This window comes from Clostridium sardiniense, from assembly GCF_050584765.1.
GTDB classification, from domain to species: Bacteria; Bacillota; Clostridia; order Clostridiales; family Clostridiaceae; genus Clostridium; species Clostridium sardiniense_A.
On sequence record NZ_JBNOOR010000002.1, the window covers coordinates 600,942 to 623,308 of the forward strand.

Below are 22,367 nucleotides of genomic sequence, written 5' to 3' on the forward strand. Positions count from 1 at the left end.
TATAGTTATCCTAAATAAAGTTTCTTTCAATTTACATATATGCAGTAAGTTTAAAAAACTATAAAATAAAAAAATCACTTACAAAAATATTTTAATTTAAGTAAGTGATTTTTTATTTAAACTTATACTTTTAAAGTGGTATCGTATAGCTTCATACCAATTATAAATCCAATTGTATTCATAAGCACATCATTCATATCACAAGTTCCAGTCTTAGTTATACCTTGCGTAAACTCAACTATAAGAATGTATATTAGAAATAATATTATAAGTACTTTAGTTTCACGGCTTGTCTTGTACCTAATATATATACCAACTGGTACATACATAAGCAAATTTCCAAATATATTTATAAGTGCAAAACTCATATCTCCTTTTAATAATTCAAAAATTGTACTAAAGGGATTAAATACAAATTGCATTGAATACAAATTATTCTTAAAAAATGTAACGCCCAGTAAAAATAATATATATATAATCATAAAATTATCTGCATGACTTAATAGTTTTTCTTTATTTACAATTATATTTAAAACAACATATATTATAACTGCTGTAAGAGTTATAAATATAGATTGAATAAATATGTTTCTTTGATATCCAAGCCTCCCCCAGAAAGGTATAAGAAACTTTATATTAATTATGGTAGAGATAATTACTGACACAACCATAAATATATCTTTATTTATATTAGGTGATTTATTATTCTTATTAATTCTTCTTACTCTTTTTTCACTCATATCTTCATCTCTGTCACTACTCATATTATTCCTCCCTTTTATTACTATCTTTTAATTATAATCCCATATTGTAACATTTCAATGTTATTGCCATATATTTAAGAAGTTTGTTATTATCTACTTTAAATAATTAAAGCAGCACCAAAATAATAATAAGTGCTGCTTTTTATAATATTTAAATTTCTATATTTTTCATTATATTCTTTTCAAATTCTATAGCTTTTTTATTAGAATCTTCTAAGTCAAATCCAACTACTGCTAAGTATACCTTCATTTTAGGTTCAGTTCCTGATGGTCTTACAACAAACCATGAACCGTCCTCTAAGATATATTTAAGAACATTAGATTTAGGTAACTTAACTTCTTTTACTTCTCCTGATTCTAAGTCTTTTTCTATTGATTCTTTATAATCAAAGAAAGTCTTAACCCTTACTCCATTTATCTCTTTAATAGGGTTTTCTCTTAAAGTATCTAAGCAATCTTTAATCTTTTCTTGTCCTTCTTTACCTTTAAGTTCAATAGAAATTAAGTTTTCTTTGTAGTATCCATATTTTTCACAAAGGTTTATGAAGCCTTCATAAAGACTTAGCCCTTTGCTCTTATAGTAAAGAGTCATTTCAGCAATCATTTGAGCTGCAATAACTGCATCCTTATCTCTTGCATGGTCCCCAAATAGACATCCATAACTTTCTTCAAAACCAAATAAGAATGTACTGCTATTTGTATTTTCAAAGCCTGTCATCATCTCTCCAATATATTTAAATCCTGTAAGCACATCAAAAAGCTCTACATTATAATCTTTACATATATTTCTTACCATTTCTGTAGTAACTATAGTTTTAATTATAGCACCATTTTCAGGAAGATTATTTAATTCCTTATAAGAATCTAATATGTAGTGAGTAAGTAAAACTCCCATTTGATTTCCTGTAAGTATTTGATATTCTCCTTTAGAATCTTTAACTACCGCTCCTATTCTATCAGCATCTGGATCTGTTCCAAATATAATATCTGGATTTAATTCCTTTGCCATGTCAAGGGCAATCTTAAATACTTTTGGATCCTCTGGATTTGGATATGAAGCTGTCGGGAAATTTCCATCTGGCTTTTCTTGCTCTTTTACTACGTGTAGATTTTCATATCCAAGCTCTTTTAATATTCTAGTTACTGGCATTAAGCCCGTACCATGTATTGGAGTATAGATAATCTTTAAATCTTTAGCATTTTCTTTCACTAAATCTTTTCTTATAGTATGACCCTTTAAAGTATCTATAAATTTCTTATCTACTTCTTCTCCTATTATGTTAAGTAGTTCCTTTTCTAAAGCTTCATCTCTTGATATTTTTTTAATATCATTATAATCAATATTATTTATCTCACTTATTATTGCATTTGCAGCTTCATCTGTTATTTGACAACCATCTTCTCCATACACCTTGTATCCATTGTATTCCTTTGGATTATGTGAAGCTGTAAGTACTATTCCAGCTTTGCTCTTAAGTTCTCTTACTGTAAATGATAACTCTGGAGTTGGTCTAAGACTTTCAAAAAGAGTTGCCTTTATTCCATTTGCAGCAAGTACAAGTGCTGCAGTTTCTGCAAACTCTGGTGACATATTTCTTGAATCGTATGCAATACTTACTGATACATCTTCTTTGTATTTATCTTTTAAATATCTAGCTAGTCCTTCTGTAGCTCTACCTACTGTATATATGTTAAGTCTATTAGATCCAGCACCTATTACTCCTCTAAGTCCACCTGTTCCAAATTCTAAATCCTTATAGAATCTGTCTTCTATTTCTTTCTCTTCTTTTATTCCTTTAAGTTCATTTTTTGTACTCTCATCAAATAAATCGTTTTCTAACCAATTATTATATTTATTTTTGTAATTCACTGTTAACCCTCCTGCACTCTTTTCAGTCTAAAATACCTCAAAGCTATAAACAACTTATTTCTGTTTAATACCTTTGAGGTAGTAATTTAGTTAAGCATTTAATGTTCTATTATTTATAGTATACCTTTTAAATAATCAGTAAACCCTTCTTTTAAATCTTCTCTTCTTAGTGCGTATTCAACTGTTGCCTCTAAGAATCCAAGTTTATCTCCAACATCATATCTTCTGCCTTCAAAGTTATATGCATACATTGCTTCTTCATTGATAAGTTCAAGTAATGCATCTGTAAGTTGTATTTCATTACCTTTACCGGGCTTAGTTCTTTCTAAAATCTCAAATATTTTAGGTGTAACTATATATCTTCCAAGTATTGCAATATTAGATGGTGCCTCTTCTACCTTTGGCTTCTCTACCAACCCTTTAACTTTACATACCCTATCTTCTATTTCTATTCCATCAACGATTCCATATTTGCATACATTTTCTTCTGGAACAGTTTGTACTCCTAAAACACTTGTCTTATACTCGTCATAACAATCAATAAGTTGCTTTAAACATGGCTTTTCATCATTATATACAATATCATCACCAAGTAATATTGCAAAAGGTTCATCTCCTACGAAAGTTTTAGCACAACTTATAGCATGTCCAAGTCCTTTAGGCTCCTTTTGCCTTATATAGTATATATCTGCCATGTTTGATATATCTTCAACCATTTCAAGCATTTCTTCTTTTCCTGATTTTTTAAGCTCTAATTCAAGCTCTATTGATCTATCAAAATGATCTTCTATGCATTTTTTGCTTCTTCCTGTTATTATAAGTATTTCTTCAATGCCTGAAGCTATTGCCTCTTCTATAATGTATTGAATTGTTGGTTTATCAACTATTGGAAGCATTTCCTTTGGCTGTGCTTTTGTTGCAGGTAAAAACCTAGTCCCAAGACCTGCTGCTGGTATTATTGCTTTTCTTATTTTTTTATTCACCTAAGTGCTCCTTAATTATTGAAATTTTTCATACCTGTGCATTGCCATCTCCAAAAATCTTTACACATATCATCTAGATTTTTTTCTGCACACCATCCAAGTTCTTTTTTAGCTTTACTTGGATCTGCATAACTTGTAGCTATATCTCCAGCTCTTCTATCAACTATTTTATAAGGTATTTTTTTACCAGATGCTTTAGAAAATGCATTTATAATTTCTAAAACTGAATAACCTTGTCCTGTTCCCAAATTATAAGTATTTAAACCAGAACCGTCTTTCAACTTCTTCATAGCTAATACATGCCCTTTTGCTAAATCAACAACATGTATATAGTCTCTTACTCCTGTTCCGTCAGGTGTATCATAATCATTTCCAAAAACTCTTACATACTCTAACTCTCCATCAGCAACTTTTGATACATATGGCATAAGATTACTTGGTATTCCATTTGGTAACTCACCAATAAGTCCACTCTTATGAGCCCCGACTGGATTAAAATATCTAAGAAGCACTATTTCCCATGAACTATCTGATATATAAATATCTCCTAAAATATCTTCTATCATTGTCTTTGTTCTACCATATGGATTAGTGGCTGACATTATAGGCAATCCTTCATGTACTGGCATAATATCACTATCTCCATATACAGTTGCTGAAGAACTAAATATAAATTTCTTTACATTATGATTTTTCATCACTGTTAGAAGATTCAATGTTCCTATAATATTGTTATTATAATATTCTAATGGTCTTTCTACTGATTCTCCAACTGCCTTTAACGCTGCAAAATGTATTACTGAATCAATATCTTCTTTATTAAATATCTCATTAACGCTATTAAAATCAACTAAATCAATATTATAAAATTTTATCTTTCTACCTGAAATTTTTTCTATAATATCTTTTACTTCTATTCTGCTATTAATTAAATTATCAATAACAATAATATTATTATTGTTATCTTTTAATAATTCTATTATTGTATGACTACCTATATATCCTATTCCACCAGTCACTAATATATTCATTATTCTACCCCCTCCAAATTTTAAATGCTCCTTAACCGTATTCTAATCAAACTCTTTATTCACACATTCTAACGCTCTTTCAATAACATTATGCATATCATAATATTTGTATTCTGCAAGTCTACCACCAAATATAACATTTTCTTCTTTATTAGCTAATTCTTTATACTTTTTATAAATTTCATTATTTCTTTCATTATTCACTGGATAATAAGGTTCATCACCTTTGTTCCAAGTTTCTGGATATTCTTTAGTTATTACTGTTTTCTTAGAATCGCAATTTTCAAAATGCTTATGCTCTATTATTCTTGTATAAGGTATTTCATACTCTGTATAATTAATCACAGCATTTCCTTGGTGATTTTCTTCATCTAATACTTCATTTTCAAATCTTAAGCTTCTGTATTCTAATGTTCCAAACTTGTAATTGTAAAATTCATCAATCATTCCTGTAAATACTATTTTATCAGCTAAACTTTCTAATTCTTTTCTATTTCTCAAAAAATCTATCCCAAGTTTTACTTCTATTCCAGTTAACATTTTTTCTATTATTTTATTATATCCACCAATAGGAATTCCTTGATAGCTATCATTAAAATAATTATTATCAAAAGTAAATCTTACTGGTAATCTTTTTATTATAAATGCTGGAAGTTCATTAGCTTTTTGTCCCCATTGCTTTTCTGTATAACCTTTAATTAATTTTTCATATATATCATATCCTACTAAACTTATTGCTTGCTCCTCCAAATTTTGGGGTTCTAATATATTAGCATCTTTCTTTTGCTCTTCAATTTTATTCATAGCTTCTTTTGGAGTTTTTATCTTCCATAATTGATAAAATGTATTCATATTAAATGGAAGATTATAAAGCTCTCCTTTATAATTTGCAACTGGAGAATTTGTATATCTATTAAATTCAGCAAAACTATTTACATAATCCCATACTTCTTTATTACTTGTATGGAATATATGTGCACCATATTTATGTACATTTACACCTTCCACATTTTCACAATAAACATTTCCTCCTATATGTTTCCTTTTATCTATTACTAAACATTTCTTTCCTCTTTTATTTGCTTCATATGCAAAAGTTGATCCAAACAATCCTGCTCCGACTATAACATAATCATATTTTTTCATTATTAAATTCTTCCCCTATCCTTTTTAAATTTTGTTTTTAACAAATTCATTACTTCTATTAAAAATTGATCTTTAAATAAATACATAATAATCATATATGTTACAGATCCAATAACAACTTCTATAATTGTCCATATAAAACCAATCTTAAACATAGGTAATATAAGTATTAGTATTATAAACATAAAAATAGATCCTATCATAGGTTTTATTATCGTTTTTATTATTCCTTTTACATCAATAAAATTTCTTAAAAAATATACTTGTGTAGATGTTACAGCAAATTCAGCTAATACAGAAGCAACTGTTGTACCTACAGACTGAAATTTATTTATAAGTAATATATTTAGAATAAAATTTACTATAGCGCCAATTATAACAGAGATTGTAAACTGCTTTTCTTTTTTCATAGGTAACATAACCTGTATTCCTAATATGTTGCTCCATCCTATAACAATCATTAAAACAGAACCAGCTTTTAACAAAATATCTATTCCATCAAATGCTTGTCCATAAAACCATAATGAAAATGTAGTAGATATAGCTATAAGTCCAAATACCATTGGAAAAGCCATAAAATTAACAAAGCTAAATGATTTATTTATCATCTCTTTTATTTTTTTAATATTTCCTTCTGAATACAATGCGCTCATTCTAGGAAGCATTACTACTCCAAGTGATGTTATTAAAGTAAGTGCTAGTTTTATTGTTTTCTGCGAATTTTCATATAATCCTACTTCTCCAACTCCAACCATATATCCTAACATAGTTTTATCTAATAATGTATATACTTGAATCGCTAACTGAGATATAAAAAGTGCTAAAGCAGGTTTTAAATGTTTAATTGAATTTTCAAGTTTCGGTTTATAAAAATCAATTTTATCTTTTAAGTTTAGCCACATTATAATTTGCCCTATAAAATTACTTCCAGACATTATTATTGCATATTTCCAAACATCTGATTGTTCTTTTACAAAGATAAACACACAAAATACACCTAATATTTTTACTATAGTATTCCTTACTACAACACTTTTCATATCTTCATATCCAATAAAAAACCAAGATATATCGAAAACTGTTGATAATACTATTATAGATTGAATCAAATATATAGCTTTATTGTTGTTATTTATTATACAAAATAATACTATATATATAATTAAAGCAAGTATAGTTGTAATAAATTGCAAACAATAAATATTCCAAAATTCTTCAGATAAATTTTTTCTATTATTTTTGCTATATGCTACTTGTCTATTTCCGTATAAAGAAATCCCTATCATACCAAATAAAACAAAATACTGAGCATATGAAGCTGTATATGAATATAATCCAACCCCATCAGGACCTAATATTCTTGATATATAAGGTACTGTTATTATTGGAATAATTATTATAAACATTTGATAAATTGTATTATATAAAAAATTTTTTTTTAAACTCATATATCTTTCTCACTAATTCATATTATTTTTATACTAACTCATTATTTATATCAAAATATCTTTAATCTCGATATAATTTTTTTAACAAATTATTATATCTTTCTGCAAACTTTTCTGTTGTGAAATTTTTGTAATAACATTCTAAATTGGCCATTTTCATCATATTTAATTTTTCTTTATTACTTCCTAATCCTTCTATCTCCTTCACAACTAAATCAATATTATCTAAATCAAATAAACTTATCCCATCAGTGTACTTTGAAACTGTTTTGTTTCCACCAGTATTTGATGCAATAACAGGTACTCCTATTGATAAAACTTCAAGTAGAACCAAATCGAAGTAAGTTCTTCTATTAGGCAATATAAATAAATCTGATGAATTTACAATGGATCCTGGATCATCTGTCCATCCTATATCAATCCATTTTTCATTTTTTAAAGGCTCTATATCTCCAATTCCACCAGTTACAACATAAACATTCATGCCTTTTTCCCAAAGCTTTTTTATGATTATTTTTAATATATCGAATCCTTTAACTTTATTATGTCTTCCTATATAAGATATTAGAAATGCATCATCTGGAATATTATATTTATTTCTGAATGCTTCTCTATCTAACTTAAATTGTAATTTTTCAACACCACTCATCATAAATTCTAAGTTCTTATTTTTTATTAATTTTTCAAATCCATTAATAGTTTCTTTATATGGATCCATTGATTCCTCTGAAGGAAATATTATATAATCTGCTAATTCAAACGCCTTTATATCATAGTTTCTATATAAAAATTTTTTAAGTTTAACAAACTTATAATTTGTTTTAAGAGAAGCTCTCAAACTATTCACCTGTTCCTGTGATGGAGCCTCTGGTGAATGTGATGTTAAAATTAATTTAATATTTTTTTTATTGCCCTTTTTATACCTAACTATATCTTTCACATTATGAAAATGTATAAAATTGCAATCTTCATCTATATGTACTTCTTCTGAATTTTTTTCTTGATTAATCAATTTGTTCTCGTAAATAATTGGTAATTTATGTTTAATTATATTTACTAGACTTTTTTTCACTTTATTTTGTTTATTTATATAAGTTCCAGAATTATAATCTTCAAATAATTTTATATTTTTTATATTATTTTTTTTTACTCCATCAAAAAGATTATATAAGTACCCTGCTGGACCTCCTGACCTCTTGTTGACTTTATCTCTTATATATATTATAGTTTTCAAAATTATCCTCCTAAAATAATAAAATATTTACTTTACTAATCAATCGCATTATATATTTTTTTCATTATATAATTACTTTCAAATAATTTTATTGGCTCAATAGTTTTACTTATATAGCTTTTATATAAAGTATGATCCTCAAATACTCTAATTATATTTTCAGAAATTTCTTTGTATTCTCCACATTTAACCAATATGCCAGCCCCATTATTTAATAACTCTGATGGTCCAGTACAATCTGTTGAAATTATTAACCTATTCAATGCTAAAGCTTCACAGATAACTAATGGCAGTCCTTCATAATCTGAAGCCATAATATATATATCTGATTTTGCTATATATGGGTATGGATTTTTAACAAAACCAAAAAACTTGACAGAATCGCTTACGCCTAAATTTTTAGTTAATTCAATTAAATCATGTTTTAATGGACCTTCTCCTAAAATTATAAGATTATGTTTTATACCTCTATCAATAACTTCCTTATGAGCTCTTATTATTAAATCAAACCTTTTAGACTCTATGAGTCTTCCCACAGATACTATATTTTTACCATCAAATTTAAATTTAATTTTTTCTTTTGCTCTTTTTTTTATCTTTTCTATATCTATAAGATTATATATTACAGTTGACTTATCTTCTGTAAAAGGATATAGCGATATTAAAGCATTTCTAACCTCATTTGAAACACATATTATTTTATCGAATTGGTTATATATTGTTTTTTCCTCTTCCATTTCTATTCTTCTTAATCTTCTTAAATCTGTATGAACCCACCCGATCTTTTTAACATTATTACTCTTTATTTTTGAAACTACTTGTGATGAAGGGCCCTCCAAAAATGCAATTTCTGCATAATAATTAGAGTCTATTTTATTTTTAATGATAAAATTGCAAAAATATTTAACAATTATTTTTTTAAATATTTTATCCTTTATTTTATCTAAAATTAATATTTTACTTTTATTATATATATATTTTTTATTAACATTTTTATTTATCTGATCTATATATACACCAGTATTCTTTATTAAAAGCAAATCTACATCATATTTTGAATATTCTATGTTATTTAGAATATCTATTAATACTTTTTCAGCTCCACCACCTTCGAGTGTTTCCTGTACTATTAATATTTTTTTCTTTTCTCTCAAATATTTCACCACTTTTATTAATTCTTCTTATAATTAAATAAATATTTTAATTAATAAGTTTTATATCCATTTATAATTCCCTTTAATCTATTTAAATGAACTTTCGTTCTATCTAATTTAATAATATTAAAAGATATTATTGCTATAACTTGTTTAATAATTTTTATATTATACTTTTTCTTAATAACTTTATTTTTATATATAGTACTATGTTTTTTAACTAATGCCCCATATCCAACCCCATAAGAATAAATTTTACTTAACTTAACGTCCTCTTTTTCCTCATAAGGATGGTATACTATAGCATCTGGATAATAATAAATATTATTGTCCTTATAATAAATTCTTAGTATTAAATCAGTCTCTTCAGCAGACCCATATTTAGATCCTGCTCCAAATTTCTCATCAAATCCATTTACCATACTTAATAATTTTGAGTCAATTACAAGAGCTGAGCTTACAAGATAATTTTCTATAATATCCTCAGTCAATTTTATAATTGAATCATTCATCTCTTTTAAAAATACTTGTCCTGTTATTTTATCCTTTACTTTTCCACCAATGATTGCTACCTTATTATTACTTAAAAATCCATTTATATTTTCTAAAAAATTTTTATCATATTCAGCATCATCATCCAATAAACATATATAATCACCTTTAGCAAACTTTACTCCAATATTTCTAGCATTTGATAATCCATTTGGCATTATATTTATATATCTTACATCATCATATTTTTCTACTATTTTTTTCGTTTTTGTATCGCTACTCTGATCTACTACTATAATTTCATAATTCTTATAACTCTGTAACATAACAGATTCTATACATTTATTTATCAAATTACTTCTATTTATCGTTGCTATAATAATAGAATATTTCATTTTTTCCTCCTTTTTATTTTATTGTCTTTCATTCCTTATATTATATTTATAAGGAAGTAATATAAATAAATTCATCATCATAAATACACTTGGAACTTCAAAATATATATCAAATATAGATATAATTATAAAAAATATTATAATTATAGAATCTTCATAGTCCTTTATATAACTTTTGAATACTAATAACATAAAAATAAAACCTATAAATCCTATCTCTGCAAATATAGATATAAAGCTTTGTAACGGAAAACTTAAAACAAAGCTTGTATTATGTATGTTTCTCATATAACTTCCTATCATTAAGTCTTGTATATTATATCTATAGTCTTTACTTATAAATGATTTGAAATATTTATCTCTTTCTCCTATATCTTCATGGTAAAAACCATTATAAGCTATATAGTTTGAAGCTTGTGAACTGTACTGGCCTAACCCTTCTCCTATAAAAAATTTATATCCCTCTAATGTATTAAAAGTTCTATCAAAAAAAATATATTTTTGATTATATCTTGGGTTGTACACATATTGAGATACATCTGGAATTTCTTTATTTAATTTATTTTGCACTGAATTAATTTTAAATACATTAACCCCCAAAATGATAATTAATAATATAAAAACTCCTGAAATAACAACAACATTTTTTTTGGATACTTTCTTAATAAAATAATATATAATTAAAGCCACTATAAAAATTGCATATACATGCTTTGCGTCATTCATTACAAACATAATAATTACTAGCATATAATTAAATATTACATGAATTTTATTTGCTTTTTGGGTATCATTAATTAAATATTTTGTATAGTAAAATATCCATAACGCTAAAAATATTCCATAATAATGCGCACTAATAAAAGAACCTCTAATAGAATCTCCAAACTGTTTTGAAATAATGAATTGAGTTATTCCTATTATAGCTTCAACTACAACTATAATTTCTAAATTTTTAATTAGCTTATAGTTAATGAGTGAAGCTTTATTTATTATTAAATATATGCAAACAAAATATATCGAATAAATAGAAAACTCTAATATTAAAGCTAAAAAACTACCTTCATGAATTAATACATCAAATAAAGACTGTATTAAAATATATATTAAAAATATAATTATTATATTTGTTCTTTTATAATAGCTTACTTTATTTTTCTTTATTAATAATATTAATATTACAATCAAAACAGCTAAGAATTGTAATGCTTTTGATGGAATTAAAAAAGAATAAAGTAAAAATGTAATATCATCAATATTAGAAAGCATATAAAAAATAATATTTATCAGAAATAACGCTACGTATATTGATTCTTTATTTAATACACTTGCTACAATACCTACTAAAAGTAAAGATAAATTTAAAAAATTAATACTCTTATTCATATCTTAAATTCACCTCTCTAAATTCCTAAGTAATTTATTAGCTTCTTCTTTCCAACAAAAATCTTTAGCTCTAATATATCCATTGCTAATAATTCCTTTTTTATCTTCATTGCTCATATTCAATAATTCCATTATTTTTAATTTTAAATTTTCTTTATTGTTATTTTCAAATAACATTCCATTACCTTCCAAAACTTCTGGTATAGATGAAGTATTAGCACCAATTACTGGAACACCTACTGACATCGCCTCTATTATAGGTATCCCAAATCCTTCATAAATAGATGGAAACACAAATAATTCTGCCATATTATATACATATGGTAAATCTTCATCATCTACAAATCCTGTAAATATAATATCTTCCTCAAGATTATTTTCTTTTATCTTGTTTATTATATTATTATACTTCCATCCCTTTCTACCAACTAAAACCAATTTTAAATTAATTCCATATTCCTTTTTTAGTTCTATGTATGAATCTATTAATAACATTATATTTTTTCTAGGTTCTATAGTCCCTAAGCATAAAATATATTTAAAATTCAAATTATACTTCTTAGACACCTCATTAGCCACATCCAAGTCAAACTTAAAATCGATAAATTTTTCATCTATCCCATTAAAAATAATATCTATCGGAATATTATTTTTATTAAATATTTTATTTATATCTCTTTTAGAACTTTGTGAAACTGTTATTATTCTTTCACTATTTATTATTGCCTTTCTAATTAAAAGTTTAAATAGAATTAGTCCTTTTTTAGACATGGTTTCTGGAAATAACCATGCAGTCATGTCATGAATTGCATTTATTATTCCTTTTCTAAAAAATAAAATTGGTGCTGGAAATGCCAAAAATATATATTTATCTGCTTTAATTTTATATAATTTTAATGGTAATATTATTTGAGTTGTTATTAATTTGTTTTTCCCTTTTATAACTTTAACTTTAACATTCTTTTTATTTATAATATCTTTAAAGTCTTTATATATTTCATTTTTAAATATAAGTATATACTCATTTTCAAAATCATTAATAATTAAAGATTTACTTATATTTAAAGTAAATCTCTCAATACCTGAAAAATTATCATTAAGACTTGTTAAATCCAAAAGTATTTTCATCAATTTTATATCCTTTCATAATATTGCAATTAGGATTTCTCAATTATTCTTTGCTCACTAACAACTGTAGTATTTTCCTTTATGTTCTTAAATACCACTGCATTAGCTCCTATTTTACAATTATCCCCTATAATTATTTGACCAATAATTTTCCCACCGGTTCCTATATACACATTATTCCCTATAGTCGCCGCTAAACTTTTTTTTGAATGCTCATTTGTTCCAACTGTAACTCCATTAAATACAGTACAATATTCTCCTACTTTAGCACTACTCGCTATAATTATTTCTTTTGGGTGTACTATTCGCATTCCTTTTCCTATTATGGATTCATAATTAATTTCAATACCAAAAACAATATCAATAAATACTTTTTGAAAAACTTTAATAAATATTAAAATAATTTTTTTTATAACTTTATTTATTTTTGAATAGTAAATCTCATTTCCTAGCCTATATATGAATAATATAAAAATTGGAGTTATTCTATAATTATTCACCTTGGCATCTTCTTTTAGTTTTTCAAACATACTTACCTCACTTTAATATTTATTTATTAATTTTATTATTTTCAAATCATCAATTATATATCTTTTAAACATTCTCCTTGGTTCTTTACATAATCTATAAAACCACTCTAGTCCAGATTTTTGCATCCATTTAGGTGACCTATTTATATTTCCAGCTTCAAAATCTATACTTGCACCTATTGCTAATGATACTGGAATATTTAGTTTATATTTATACTTATATAAAAATTTTTCTTGCTTTGGTGCTCCAAGCCCAACTGCCAATATGTCAGGTTTGCATCTATTTAATATATTAATTATTTTTTCTATTTCATCATCTTTATTTTCAAATCCATAGCTTGGTGAATATGTACCAACTATATTCAACCCTTTATACTTTTCCATTAAGTTGGCAGCTGCCTTATCTGCAACTCCTTCTGCTGCTCCTAATAAAAATATGCTATATCCTTTATCATTAGCTAACTCGCATACTTTAGGAAAAAGATCTGATCCTGATACTTTTTCTTTTATTGGATTTCCTTTTAATTTTGATATCCATATTAAAGGCATACCATCTGTCAATATTAGATCTGCATCTTTATACACATTTTTAAATTCTTCATCTTTTTCTAATTTAACTATATGATCAACATTTGGAGTAACTACATAGCTTGGCACCTTTTTTTGTATTAATCTATCCACCTCATTAATAGCTTCATCCATAGTTAAATTATCTACTTCTATATTAAGACATTTGATTCTACTCATCTTATCAACACTTTCTATTTATTATAAAACTTCTTTATAATCTCTTAGATTATCCATATAATCTTTATTAACTATAAATATTGCATCATCTGTTTCAACAGTCATAGTATCTTCTATTCCTATCATTACAATTTTCTTGTTATTATTTATAGCCATATTTGATTTCGACTCAATTACTTTTACATTCTCAGTTACTATATTATTATCTATATCTTTTTCTTTATATCTTTCAACTGACTTCCAAGTTCCTATATCATCCCAATTTATGTCACTTGGAATTACATATATATTATTTGATTTTTCAAGTACTGCATAGTCTACTGAAATTGCTTCAGTCTCTTTATAATTTTTATTTATAATTTCTTGAAGTTCATCTTCCTCTACAATTTCTATTTCTTTTAATACATCATATGTCCTTGGACTAAATTCCCTTATTTGTGTTATTATATTCTCTACTGTCCATATAAACATACCACCATTCCAAAGATATGAACCATCTTCTAAATATTCCTTAGCAACTTCTAAACTTGGTTTCTCAACAAACTTTTCTACCTTTATAACTTCACTCTCATTAATATTTGCTTTATTATCAGTAAACTTAATATACCCATATCCTGTTTCAGGTCTATTTGGAGTCATTCCAAGTGTAAGAATAGCATTACTATTTTCTTTTAAATGCTCTTCCCCATCTAATATTATATTTCTAAATCTATCCTCATCTTTTATTAGATGATCTGAAGGCAATACTACCATTGTCGCATCTTTATAATATTTCTTTATAACTAGCGCTGATAAAGCTATACATGGAGCTGTATTTCTTCCTTCTGGCTCTACAATTATATTTCTTTCTGGAAGTTCAGGTAATTGTTCCTTAACTAAAGATACATACCTTTCACCAGTACATATAAATATTCTTTCTATAGGTATTATTGGCTTTATTCTATTAATAGTCATTTGTATCATGGTGTCATCACCAATAAGATTCAAGAATTGCTTTGGTCTTTCCTCCGTTGATAAAGGCCAAAACCTTGTACCTTTACCTCCTGCCATGATTAAAGCACATAACATATTATTTCATCCCCTATCTAGCATTTTCATCTCCAAACAGTACAAAAACTGTCTTGAAAATTAACTTTATATCAGTTAAAGTATTTCTTTCTCTTACATATCTTATATCAAGATTCATCCAATCTTCAAAATCTATATTATTACGTCCTGATACCTGCCAATAGCATGTAAGTCCCGGTTTCACTTCAAGTCTTTCCATCATCCAAGGTTTAAATTCTGACACTTCTTTAGGTAATGATGGTCTAGGACCAACAAGACTCATATCCCCCTTAAGTACATTTATAAGCTGAGGTAGTTCATCAATACTTGTCTTTCTAATAAACTTTCCAATCTTAGTCACTCTAGGATCTTCCCTCATCTTAAACATTGGACCTGACATTTCATTTTGCTCTTGCAATTTAGCTTTTAACTCTTCAGCATTTTGAACCATTGATCTAAATTTATACATCTTAAATTTTGTATTATCCTTACCAATCCTGTCTTGAGAGAATATAATTGGACCTTTTGATTCCTTTTTTATTAATATACCGACTAATAAAAATATCGGGCTAAGACATATAATTCCAAGTAATGATCCAATTATATCTATGGATCTTTTAGTTATATTATATAAAGTAGTGTTTTTTTCTTCCACAATACTTCTTTCTTCTGCTTTCTCCAAAACATATTCCCCCTATCATTCGTTACTTATTATCTAAAGAAAAGCCCCTTTTTCTTCTTTATCATCTTTCCTTCAAATTTAATATCCTCATTATTTAAAATTCTTTTAGAACTCTCTAAGAATATATCCTCTAAGTCTTTATTTTTTTTTAATACTTCCTTATACTCTTCCTTAATACCAGTATTTCTACTGCTGTTATTATGAGCATCACTTCCAATAAAAGAGTAAACACTATTTTTTATAAGAACTTCTGCCGTCTTCTTAACATCCTTTCCAAAGAATCCTCTTATACTCCCTGCATTAAGTTGAAAAAGACAACCTTCTTCTATAAAAGGATTTAATACCTCAGCATTCTTTATAACTTCTGAATATCTCTCTGGATGAGCTATTATTGGAGTAATTCCTCTAAGTCTTAGCTCATACATATAGTCCACAGCTTCACTTGGAATCTTTCTCATAGGAAATTCTACAAGCATATATTGTCCACCATTTATAGTTCCTATAAGATCTTCCTCTAAATCTTCAATTATCCTATCTGAATAATAAACTTCTTGTCCATAATGAATATTTATATCTAATTCCTCACCTTTTACTAATTCATTAAAATAGCTAACTATTTTCTTAACTTCACTATAAGGCGTATCAAAACAACCTCTCCTAAAGTGAGGAGTTGCCACTATATCTCTAGTTCCTTCTTCATATGATCTTCTTATCATATCTAAGGACATTTCTAATTTTTTTGGTCCATCATCTATTCCTGGTAATATGTGAGAATGGATATCTATCATAAATACCTCCTAGTTAATTTCCATAATAGTAGTAGTATTTTCCCTTACTACGCTCTCCACCATTTAATACAGTCCCTAAAATATTCGCATGTACCTTATCTAAAGATGCCTTAGCATCAATTACTGACTCCTTCTTAGTCTTCTCTGCTCTAACTACAAGGATTACCCCATCAACCTTAGTTGAAAGTATCTGAGCATCAGTTACTGCATGAAGTGGAGGTGTATCTAATATTACTACATCATATTTTTCACCTAATTCATTTAGCAGATTTTCTAATGCTTTTGACCCTAAAAGTTCTGAAGGATTAGGAGGTACTTTCCCAGCGGGTAATATATCTAAATAATCATTTCTCTTTACTATCGCTTTTTCTAATTTACCCTTATCTAAAATCACATCTGAAAGTCCTATATTATTAGAAATTCTAAACTTCTTATGTATACTTGCCTTTCTTAAATCACAATCTATAAGTAATACTTTCTTTTCATCTTGAGCAAATGTAAAGGCAAGATTACCTGATGTAGTTGACTTTCCCTCTCCTGGCTCTGAACTTGTAACTAATATTTTATTAATCTTTTTATCAACTGATGAGTATTGAATATTCGTTCTTAATACTCTATAACTTTCTGCTGGTATTGATTTTGGTTTCTCCTCAACTATAAACATCTTCTCACCTTACTTTCTATGTTTTGTTCTTCTATCACTTGGTTCTTCTGAATCCAATTCTGGTATAACTCCAAGTACTGGTACATTTAAATCTTTCTCAACTTCTTCCCTTGATTTATATGTGTTATCCATAAATTCTAGAATAAGCGCTGCCCCAATGCTAACCATAAGTCCAAGTACAAATGCTATCATTATGTTAAGCTTCTTATTTGGACTAACTGGTTTTTCAGGAATCTTTGCCTTCTCTATAACCTGAATATTTCCATTTGGAATAAGTTTCTTAGATTCCTTTATGAATTCATCAGTAACATTTTTAACTATTTTTACAGCTTCTGCTTCATTAGTTCCAGTATAAGAAATCTCTAATATTTGAGTATCAGCTCTAGGTGTAACCTTTAAACTTTCCTCTACATCTTTAGTCTTTTCATCTATATTTCCCTTCTTAAGCGCATTTGTCATTAAATCATCAGTTTTAATAATTTCTGCATATGTAGTAAGAAGCTTTTGATACATCATTACATCATTGCTATCATATTTTTCTGTTTTACTTTCTTGCTTTCCTATAAATAATTTAGTCGTTACTTCATACTTTGGTTTAATCACAAAGAAGCTAACAATTACAGCAATTATTGTAAATGCTAAAGTTACTGCAATAATCATCTTATATCTCTTCTTTAGAGCATCTAATATTTCGCTAATATTTATATTTTCTTCCTTCATTCACTTTCCCCCATCTTGATATTTCATCTTTTATCATAATTTCACACTTTTAATACCTTATGTGTTTTTTTACAATTCCTAAGTAATTATAGCATAAAATACCTTTTTTTCTTTCCCCCTTATATTCACTTCAAATATATTTCATATTTTTTTACATTATATTCATTATTTGTTGACTATTTTGGAAAATTATATATATTTATTATATTAATTTCCATCCAATCTCTTAAACTTAATTACTTTAATTTTGAAATTTATATACTAAACCTCCTCTTTTTCATCATTTTATTTAATTAAATTAAACTAGTTATTCAACTTAGCGAAATAATTAATTAATATATTTAATATATTATAATTTTTATAACGTTTTTTATAACGTTTTTAATAAGCAGCTTATATTTTGCTTTTAATAAAAGAAAGAGAGTATTAAAATTTTTAATACTCCCTTCCTATTTTTGTTTTCCATGAATAACCAGCCTATCATCATCATTCTCATAACTACATGTGCTTAAAGTTATCATTTTCTTATTACTTGTAATATCTATATCTCTATTGAAAATAGATTTTTCTTTGATTTCTTCTAAATATTTAAAATACACATCATCATTTTTAAAATCGAATTTAAATTCTACGTTATTTGCATCATTTACATAAACTGAAAATACTTCATATTCATATTCTTTTCCATCTATAGTTAAAATAATTTCATTATTTTTATTCCAAAACTCTTCATCTTTAAATTTCATAAGATTTTGAAACATACTTTTATTTTTCATATTATGGCCATATATTACTATATTTTCATCTCTATCTATGTTATTTTTGTAATCTATAAAAATAGCCCCTGAGCTACTTTCTTTCTTATAAAAATCGTGTTTCAAATAAAAATCATTATCTTTTCCTTGTACAACTGGATAATTTATATTTGTATTAGGTATCTCTATCCACATCTTATAATCTTCATTTATTTTCATCAGTTCTTTACCGAAATCAATACTATCGCTTTTTACTTCTTGAATTTCTTCATATGTACTTTTACTTTTATTATAATCAACTATTTTTGTTACAACCTTATATAAAGAAAAGATTATTGCTATTAGAAGCAATATATTTATAGCCTTTTTCATAATAACATCCTCCTTAATCTAATAGTTTATAAAAAATAAGCTCTGAATTTTCAGAGCTTATTTAAAAAGAGTTATTTACTCTTACAATTAGCTTTAGTTCTAACTTATTTTTTAAGTTCTAACACATTTTCCTTTTCAGCTTTATCGTAGAAATATTTATCATTTACGTACTTATTTACAACTTTAATTGTAATATCATTATTTGTATTATCTATTGTAAATTTATTAGCTTTTATCATATCTTTATTTAGTTTAGTACCACTTACATATATACCTTCAATCTCATAATTCATTGGGACTATTTCTCTTATATCGTATTCTCCAATATTTAAGAAATCTTTGGATTTTAGGTTTTCTTCTGATACATTTGCAGTACTATGCTTTAAGGTGAAATTTAAAGTCTTTGTTTCTCCAGCCTTTAGCTCAACAGCATACTCACCTATATTTTCTTTTCCAATTAATGAAATATTAAAGTTATCATCTGTAGGAGCTGTTAGACCTGTATTATTCTTAACTTCTTTTATAATTGTAATTTTCCCTTTCTTATAAGGTACATTTACTGTTGGTTTCTCAAAAGTTATTGTCTTATCAGCTCCTAATGGATCTTTATAATCCATAGTAGCTTTTACATTTGTTGGTATCTTATCATCACCAATTCCATAATACTCATCTTTAAGCCTAATCTTAAATCTAATTATTCTACCTTCAGTACCCACATTTCCAAGATTCCAAGAAAGCTTATTTCCAATTACTGTTGGTTTTATATTTAGCAACTCCTCTTTTCCACCTTCTAATGGCTTATATACTTTAGCATCAGCTCCACCATTTATAATTTCAAACTCTTTTGTAACTTCATCTGTTAAAATTGCATTATTTGCCATGGATGAATCTGTTTTTATATTGTCTGCAATTTTCTTATATATCTCATCTAAATTTATTTCTTTTCCTTCTATAAAATGAGGTCCTGATTCTTGATTTTGCACTCGTTTCAAGAAATTTCTTGCCTTTTCTTTATCCTTTTTATCACTTATATTTCTTATAAGCCCTATTGAGTACGCATTAATTCCACTGTATTTTTTAACAACATTATTATAAGCAGATACAGCTTTCTCGACAGCATCTCCTTTACCATTTACAGTTCTATTTGGTAATCCATCAGTAAAGAATAAAACATATTTATTTGCATTTGTTCTTGCTTTAGCTAGTTGAGTATCTGCTTTTTCCCAAGCGACTTCAGCATTTGTAGCTCCACCATCATCAGTCTTATCTATAACTTTATTTATACTTTCTGCATTATCAGAAAACCCATGAATAACATCTGCAGTACTTGCAAATTCAATTACTGATATTTGTGAATCTTTTACTCCTGTTTTTTTATCAAGTATTTTACTAGTGAAATTTTTCATAGCAGTTTTAAGTTCCTTCATATCATCTTCCATACTACCTGATGTATCCATTATCATTACTATATCCACAGGAACAGTTTTGGTTGTTGGAGTTCCTGAAACCCTTAATTCTATTTCATATTCTCCCTCAACTTCTGTTGGTGTTGCTGTCTTACTATTTTTGATACCATGCTCTACTAGTTCTTTATTAATTTTATCTTTCTTACTATTATTAGCTTGACTATATGGCTCTGCCATTGCAGTTATTAAAAAGCAGTTACATAATATAAAAGCTAGAGCTATAGCCATTTTTTTAAATCTAAATTTCCTTTTCTTTTTTCCCATATAGCTACCTCCCTATCCTTTATTACATAAAGCATTTAACATAGTCTTTATTTCATCATTTAGACTTTTCCAAGCTGCATTATATCCATCAACTGTCGCTTGAACTGCTTCAGTCTTTACATCAACAATTACCTTTTTACCAACATACCTGTCCTTTAACTTCTCAGGAATTTCAAGTATTACAGAATCTAATATTTCCTGAGTAACTTCATCTTTAGCTAATATTTCATTGTAATAGAAGTATCCATCTCCTCCATCAACCCAAAGATTTCCCTCATATTCTGAGAAATTTAGGTTAATGAAATTTGTATCTCCTGCCCATGATTTTCCATCACTATCAACCCATCTTTTCTGTATACTAACTCTTATAAGAGCAGGTCCAGTACTATTATTTTGAACCTTAACTACTTTGGTATGAGAACTTCCATCCCACTCAGCAGGAGGCTTAAACTCTTCTTCAATCTCAACATCTATATTAGCTACACCAAATTCATTTGTTTTGCTATCAAAATTTCTAAACCATCCAACTATTTCTTTGCCTTGAGCATATACCTTTGTAATTAATCCTCCTGGGAATAGCATTGTGATTCCAATTACTGAACATATAATCAACTTACTTTTCTTCATTATGCCTTCCTCCCCTTTCTATTAACTACCTTAAATACAACAAAGCATGAAGCAATAGCTATTAAATATCCTAGTATCCCATTATCTCCTGTTTTTGGCGGTTTACTTGATTGATTATTATCTGAAGTCGCTCCCCCTATAGATTCGTCTTCTATTGGAGTTCTTACAGCTGTAAATATCCATTTAACATCTCCAGATTTATTTTTATATTCATTTCCTGTACTCTGTCCATCAAGTTCTACTTCTGCTACTAATTCCTTACTTTCCCCTGGATTTATTTTTCCAAGTGAAACATTAGTAGCTATACTTTGCTCACCTGTAGCATCACCTTCATGTAATGTTTTACTATCATAATCTATCTTCATCTTTAACTTTTCTAGTAAATCATATTCTTCTTTTTCACTTATTCTTTCAGCTCTTACGAATATTTCATAAGAATCTGTAAATTTATTACTCAATACCAAACTTCTTTTTATTTTATCTCCTGGAACCATACCTTTAAATTCTAAAAAAGGCTCATTGCCAGGAATATATACTATTCCATCAGCATTTCCCTCTAATTCAACATTAGGGGGTGCAAGCTCCGTTGCATCCCCTATAGTTCCATTCATTAAAAGAAGTGATAAAGATACTACTAATATTTTAAAAATATTCTTCATCATTTCACTCCTTTA

The 22,367-nt window shown here is 26.9% G+C and carries 22 protein-coding genes; all 22 read right to left on the reverse strand.

Annotated elements, in window-relative coordinates:
• Nucleotides 1-122 precede the first annotated feature (122 nt).
• The gene (locus tag ACQPUW_RS12550) at nt 123-764 is read right to left on the reverse strand and encodes a VanZ family protein (RefSeq protein WP_430837842.1); all 642 of its coding nucleotides are present in this window, start codon (nt 762-764) and stop codon (nt 123-125) included.
• Between the two features lie 151 nt (nt 765-915).
• Nucleotides 916-2,634, reverse strand: a complete 1,719-nt coding sequence (locus tag ACQPUW_RS12555; protein ID WP_430837843.1) for a phospho-sugar mutase — start codon at nt 2,632-2,634, stop codon at nt 916-918.
• 113 nt (nt 2,635-2,747) lie between these two features.
• On the reverse strand, nt 2,748-3,617 hold the full coding sequence (gene galU, locus ACQPUW_RS12560; RefSeq protein WP_430837844.1) for a UTP--glucose-1-phosphate uridylyltransferase GalU: 870 nt from the start codon (nt 3,615-3,617) through the stop codon (nt 2,748-2,750).
• A gap of 11 nt (nt 3,618-3,628) precedes the next feature.
• Nucleotides 3,629-4,648, reverse strand: coding sequence for a UDP-glucose 4-epimerase GalE (galE, locus tag ACQPUW_RS12565; RefSeq protein ID WP_430837845.1), 1,020 nt, complete (start codon nt 4,646-4,648; stop codon nt 3,629-3,631).
• A 42-nt stretch (nt 4,649-4,690) separates the two neighbouring features.
• Entirely contained in the window at nt 4,691-5,794 is a 1,104-nt protein-coding gene (gene glf, locus ACQPUW_RS12570) for a UDP-galactopyranose mutase (protein WP_430837846.1), read from the reverse strand.
• Between the two features lie 2 nt (nt 5,795-5,796).
• Complete coding sequence (locus ACQPUW_RS12575) at nt 5,797-7,242, reverse strand: flippase (RefSeq protein WP_430837847.1); 1,446 nt, start codon at nt 7,240-7,242, stop codon at nt 5,797-5,799.
• Nucleotides 7,243-7,303: 61 nt separating this feature from the next.
• On the reverse strand, nt 7,304-8,476 hold the full coding sequence (locus ACQPUW_RS12580; protein ID WP_430837848.1) for a glycosyltransferase family 4 protein: 1,173 nt from the start codon (nt 8,474-8,476) through the stop codon (nt 7,304-7,306).
• Nucleotides 8,477-8,511: 35 nt separating this feature from the next.
• Complete coding sequence (locus ACQPUW_RS12585) at nt 8,512-9,630, reverse strand: glycosyltransferase (protein WP_430837849.1); 1,119 nt, start codon at nt 9,628-9,630, stop codon at nt 8,512-8,514.
• Nucleotides 9,631-9,680: 50 nt separating this feature from the next.
• Nucleotides 9,681-10,517, reverse strand: a complete 837-nt coding sequence (locus tag ACQPUW_RS12590; RefSeq protein WP_430837850.1) for a glycosyltransferase family 2 protein — start codon at nt 10,515-10,517, stop codon at nt 9,681-9,683.
• Nucleotides 10,518-10,535: 18 nt separating this feature from the next.
• The gene (locus tag ACQPUW_RS12595; protein ID WP_430837851.1) at nt 10,536-11,903 is read right to left on the reverse strand and encodes a hypothetical protein; all 1,368 of its coding nucleotides are present in this window, start codon (nt 11,901-11,903) and stop codon (nt 10,536-10,538) included.
• Nucleotides 11,904-11,912: 9 nt separating this feature from the next.
• Complete coding sequence (locus ACQPUW_RS12600; protein WP_430837852.1) at nt 11,913-13,031, reverse strand: glycosyltransferase family 4 protein; 1,119 nt, start codon at nt 13,029-13,031, stop codon at nt 11,913-11,915.
• Nucleotides 13,032-13,060: 29 nt separating this feature from the next.
• Nucleotides 13,061-13,561 carry a hypothetical protein gene (locus ACQPUW_RS12605; RefSeq protein WP_430837853.1) on the reverse strand — a complete coding sequence of 167 codons (501 nt, stop codon included), beginning with the start codon at nt 13,559-13,561 and terminating at the stop codon, nt 13,061-13,063.
• A 12-nt stretch (nt 13,562-13,573) separates the two neighbouring features.
• Nucleotides 13,574-14,308 (reverse strand): WecB/TagA/CpsF family glycosyltransferase, encoded by a 735-nt coding sequence (locus ACQPUW_RS12610; RefSeq protein WP_430837854.1) that lies wholly within the window; start codon nt 14,306-14,308, stop codon nt 13,574-13,576.
• Nucleotides 14,309-14,329: 21 nt separating this feature from the next.
• Nucleotides 14,330-15,376 carry a mannose-1-phosphate guanylyltransferase gene (locus tag ACQPUW_RS12615; protein WP_430837855.1) on the reverse strand — a complete coding sequence of 349 codons (1,047 nt, stop codon included), beginning with the start codon at nt 15,374-15,376 and terminating at the stop codon, nt 14,330-14,332.
• A gap of 13 nt (nt 15,377-15,389) precedes the next feature.
• Entirely contained in the window at nt 15,390-16,037 is a 648-nt protein-coding gene (locus ACQPUW_RS12620; RefSeq protein ID WP_430837856.1) for a sugar transferase, read from the reverse strand.
• 29 nt (nt 16,038-16,066) lie between these two features.
• Nucleotides 16,067-16,825, reverse strand: coding sequence for a tyrosine-protein phosphatase (locus ACQPUW_RS12625; protein WP_430837857.1), 759 nt, complete (start codon nt 16,823-16,825; stop codon nt 16,067-16,069).
• 13 nt (nt 16,826-16,838) lie between these two features.
• Complete coding sequence (locus ACQPUW_RS12630) at nt 16,839-17,489, reverse strand: CpsD/CapB family tyrosine-protein kinase (protein ID WP_430837858.1); 651 nt, start codon at nt 17,487-17,489, stop codon at nt 16,839-16,841.
• A gap of 9 nt (nt 17,490-17,498) precedes the next feature.
• Nucleotides 17,499-18,209 (reverse strand): YveK family protein, encoded by a 711-nt coding sequence (locus ACQPUW_RS12635; protein WP_430837859.1) that lies wholly within the window; start codon nt 18,207-18,209, stop codon nt 17,499-17,501.
• Nucleotides 18,210-18,658: 449 nt separating this feature from the next.
• Nucleotides 18,659-19,336 carry a class B sortase gene (gene srtB / locus ACQPUW_RS12640; RefSeq protein WP_430837860.1) on the reverse strand — a complete coding sequence of 226 codons (678 nt, stop codon included), beginning with the start codon at nt 19,334-19,336 and terminating at the stop codon, nt 18,659-18,661.
• A gap of 104 nt (nt 19,337-19,440) precedes the next feature.
• Nucleotides 19,441-21,066 (reverse strand): vWA domain-containing protein, encoded by a 1,626-nt coding sequence (locus tag ACQPUW_RS12645; protein ID WP_430837861.1) that lies wholly within the window; start codon nt 21,064-21,066, stop codon nt 19,441-19,443.
• A 12-nt stretch (nt 21,067-21,078) separates the two neighbouring features.
• On the reverse strand, nt 21,079-21,693 hold the full coding sequence (locus tag ACQPUW_RS12650; protein WP_430837862.1) for a hypothetical protein: 615 nt from the start codon (nt 21,691-21,693) through the stop codon (nt 21,079-21,081).
• Entirely contained in the window at nt 21,693-22,352 is a 660-nt protein-coding gene (locus ACQPUW_RS12655) for an LPXTG cell wall anchor domain-containing protein (RefSeq protein ID WP_430837863.1), read from the reverse strand. Before ACQPUW_RS12655 ends, ACQPUW_RS12650 begins: the two co-directional genes overlap by 1 nt.
• Between the last annotated feature and the right edge of the window lie 15 nt (nt 22,353-22,367).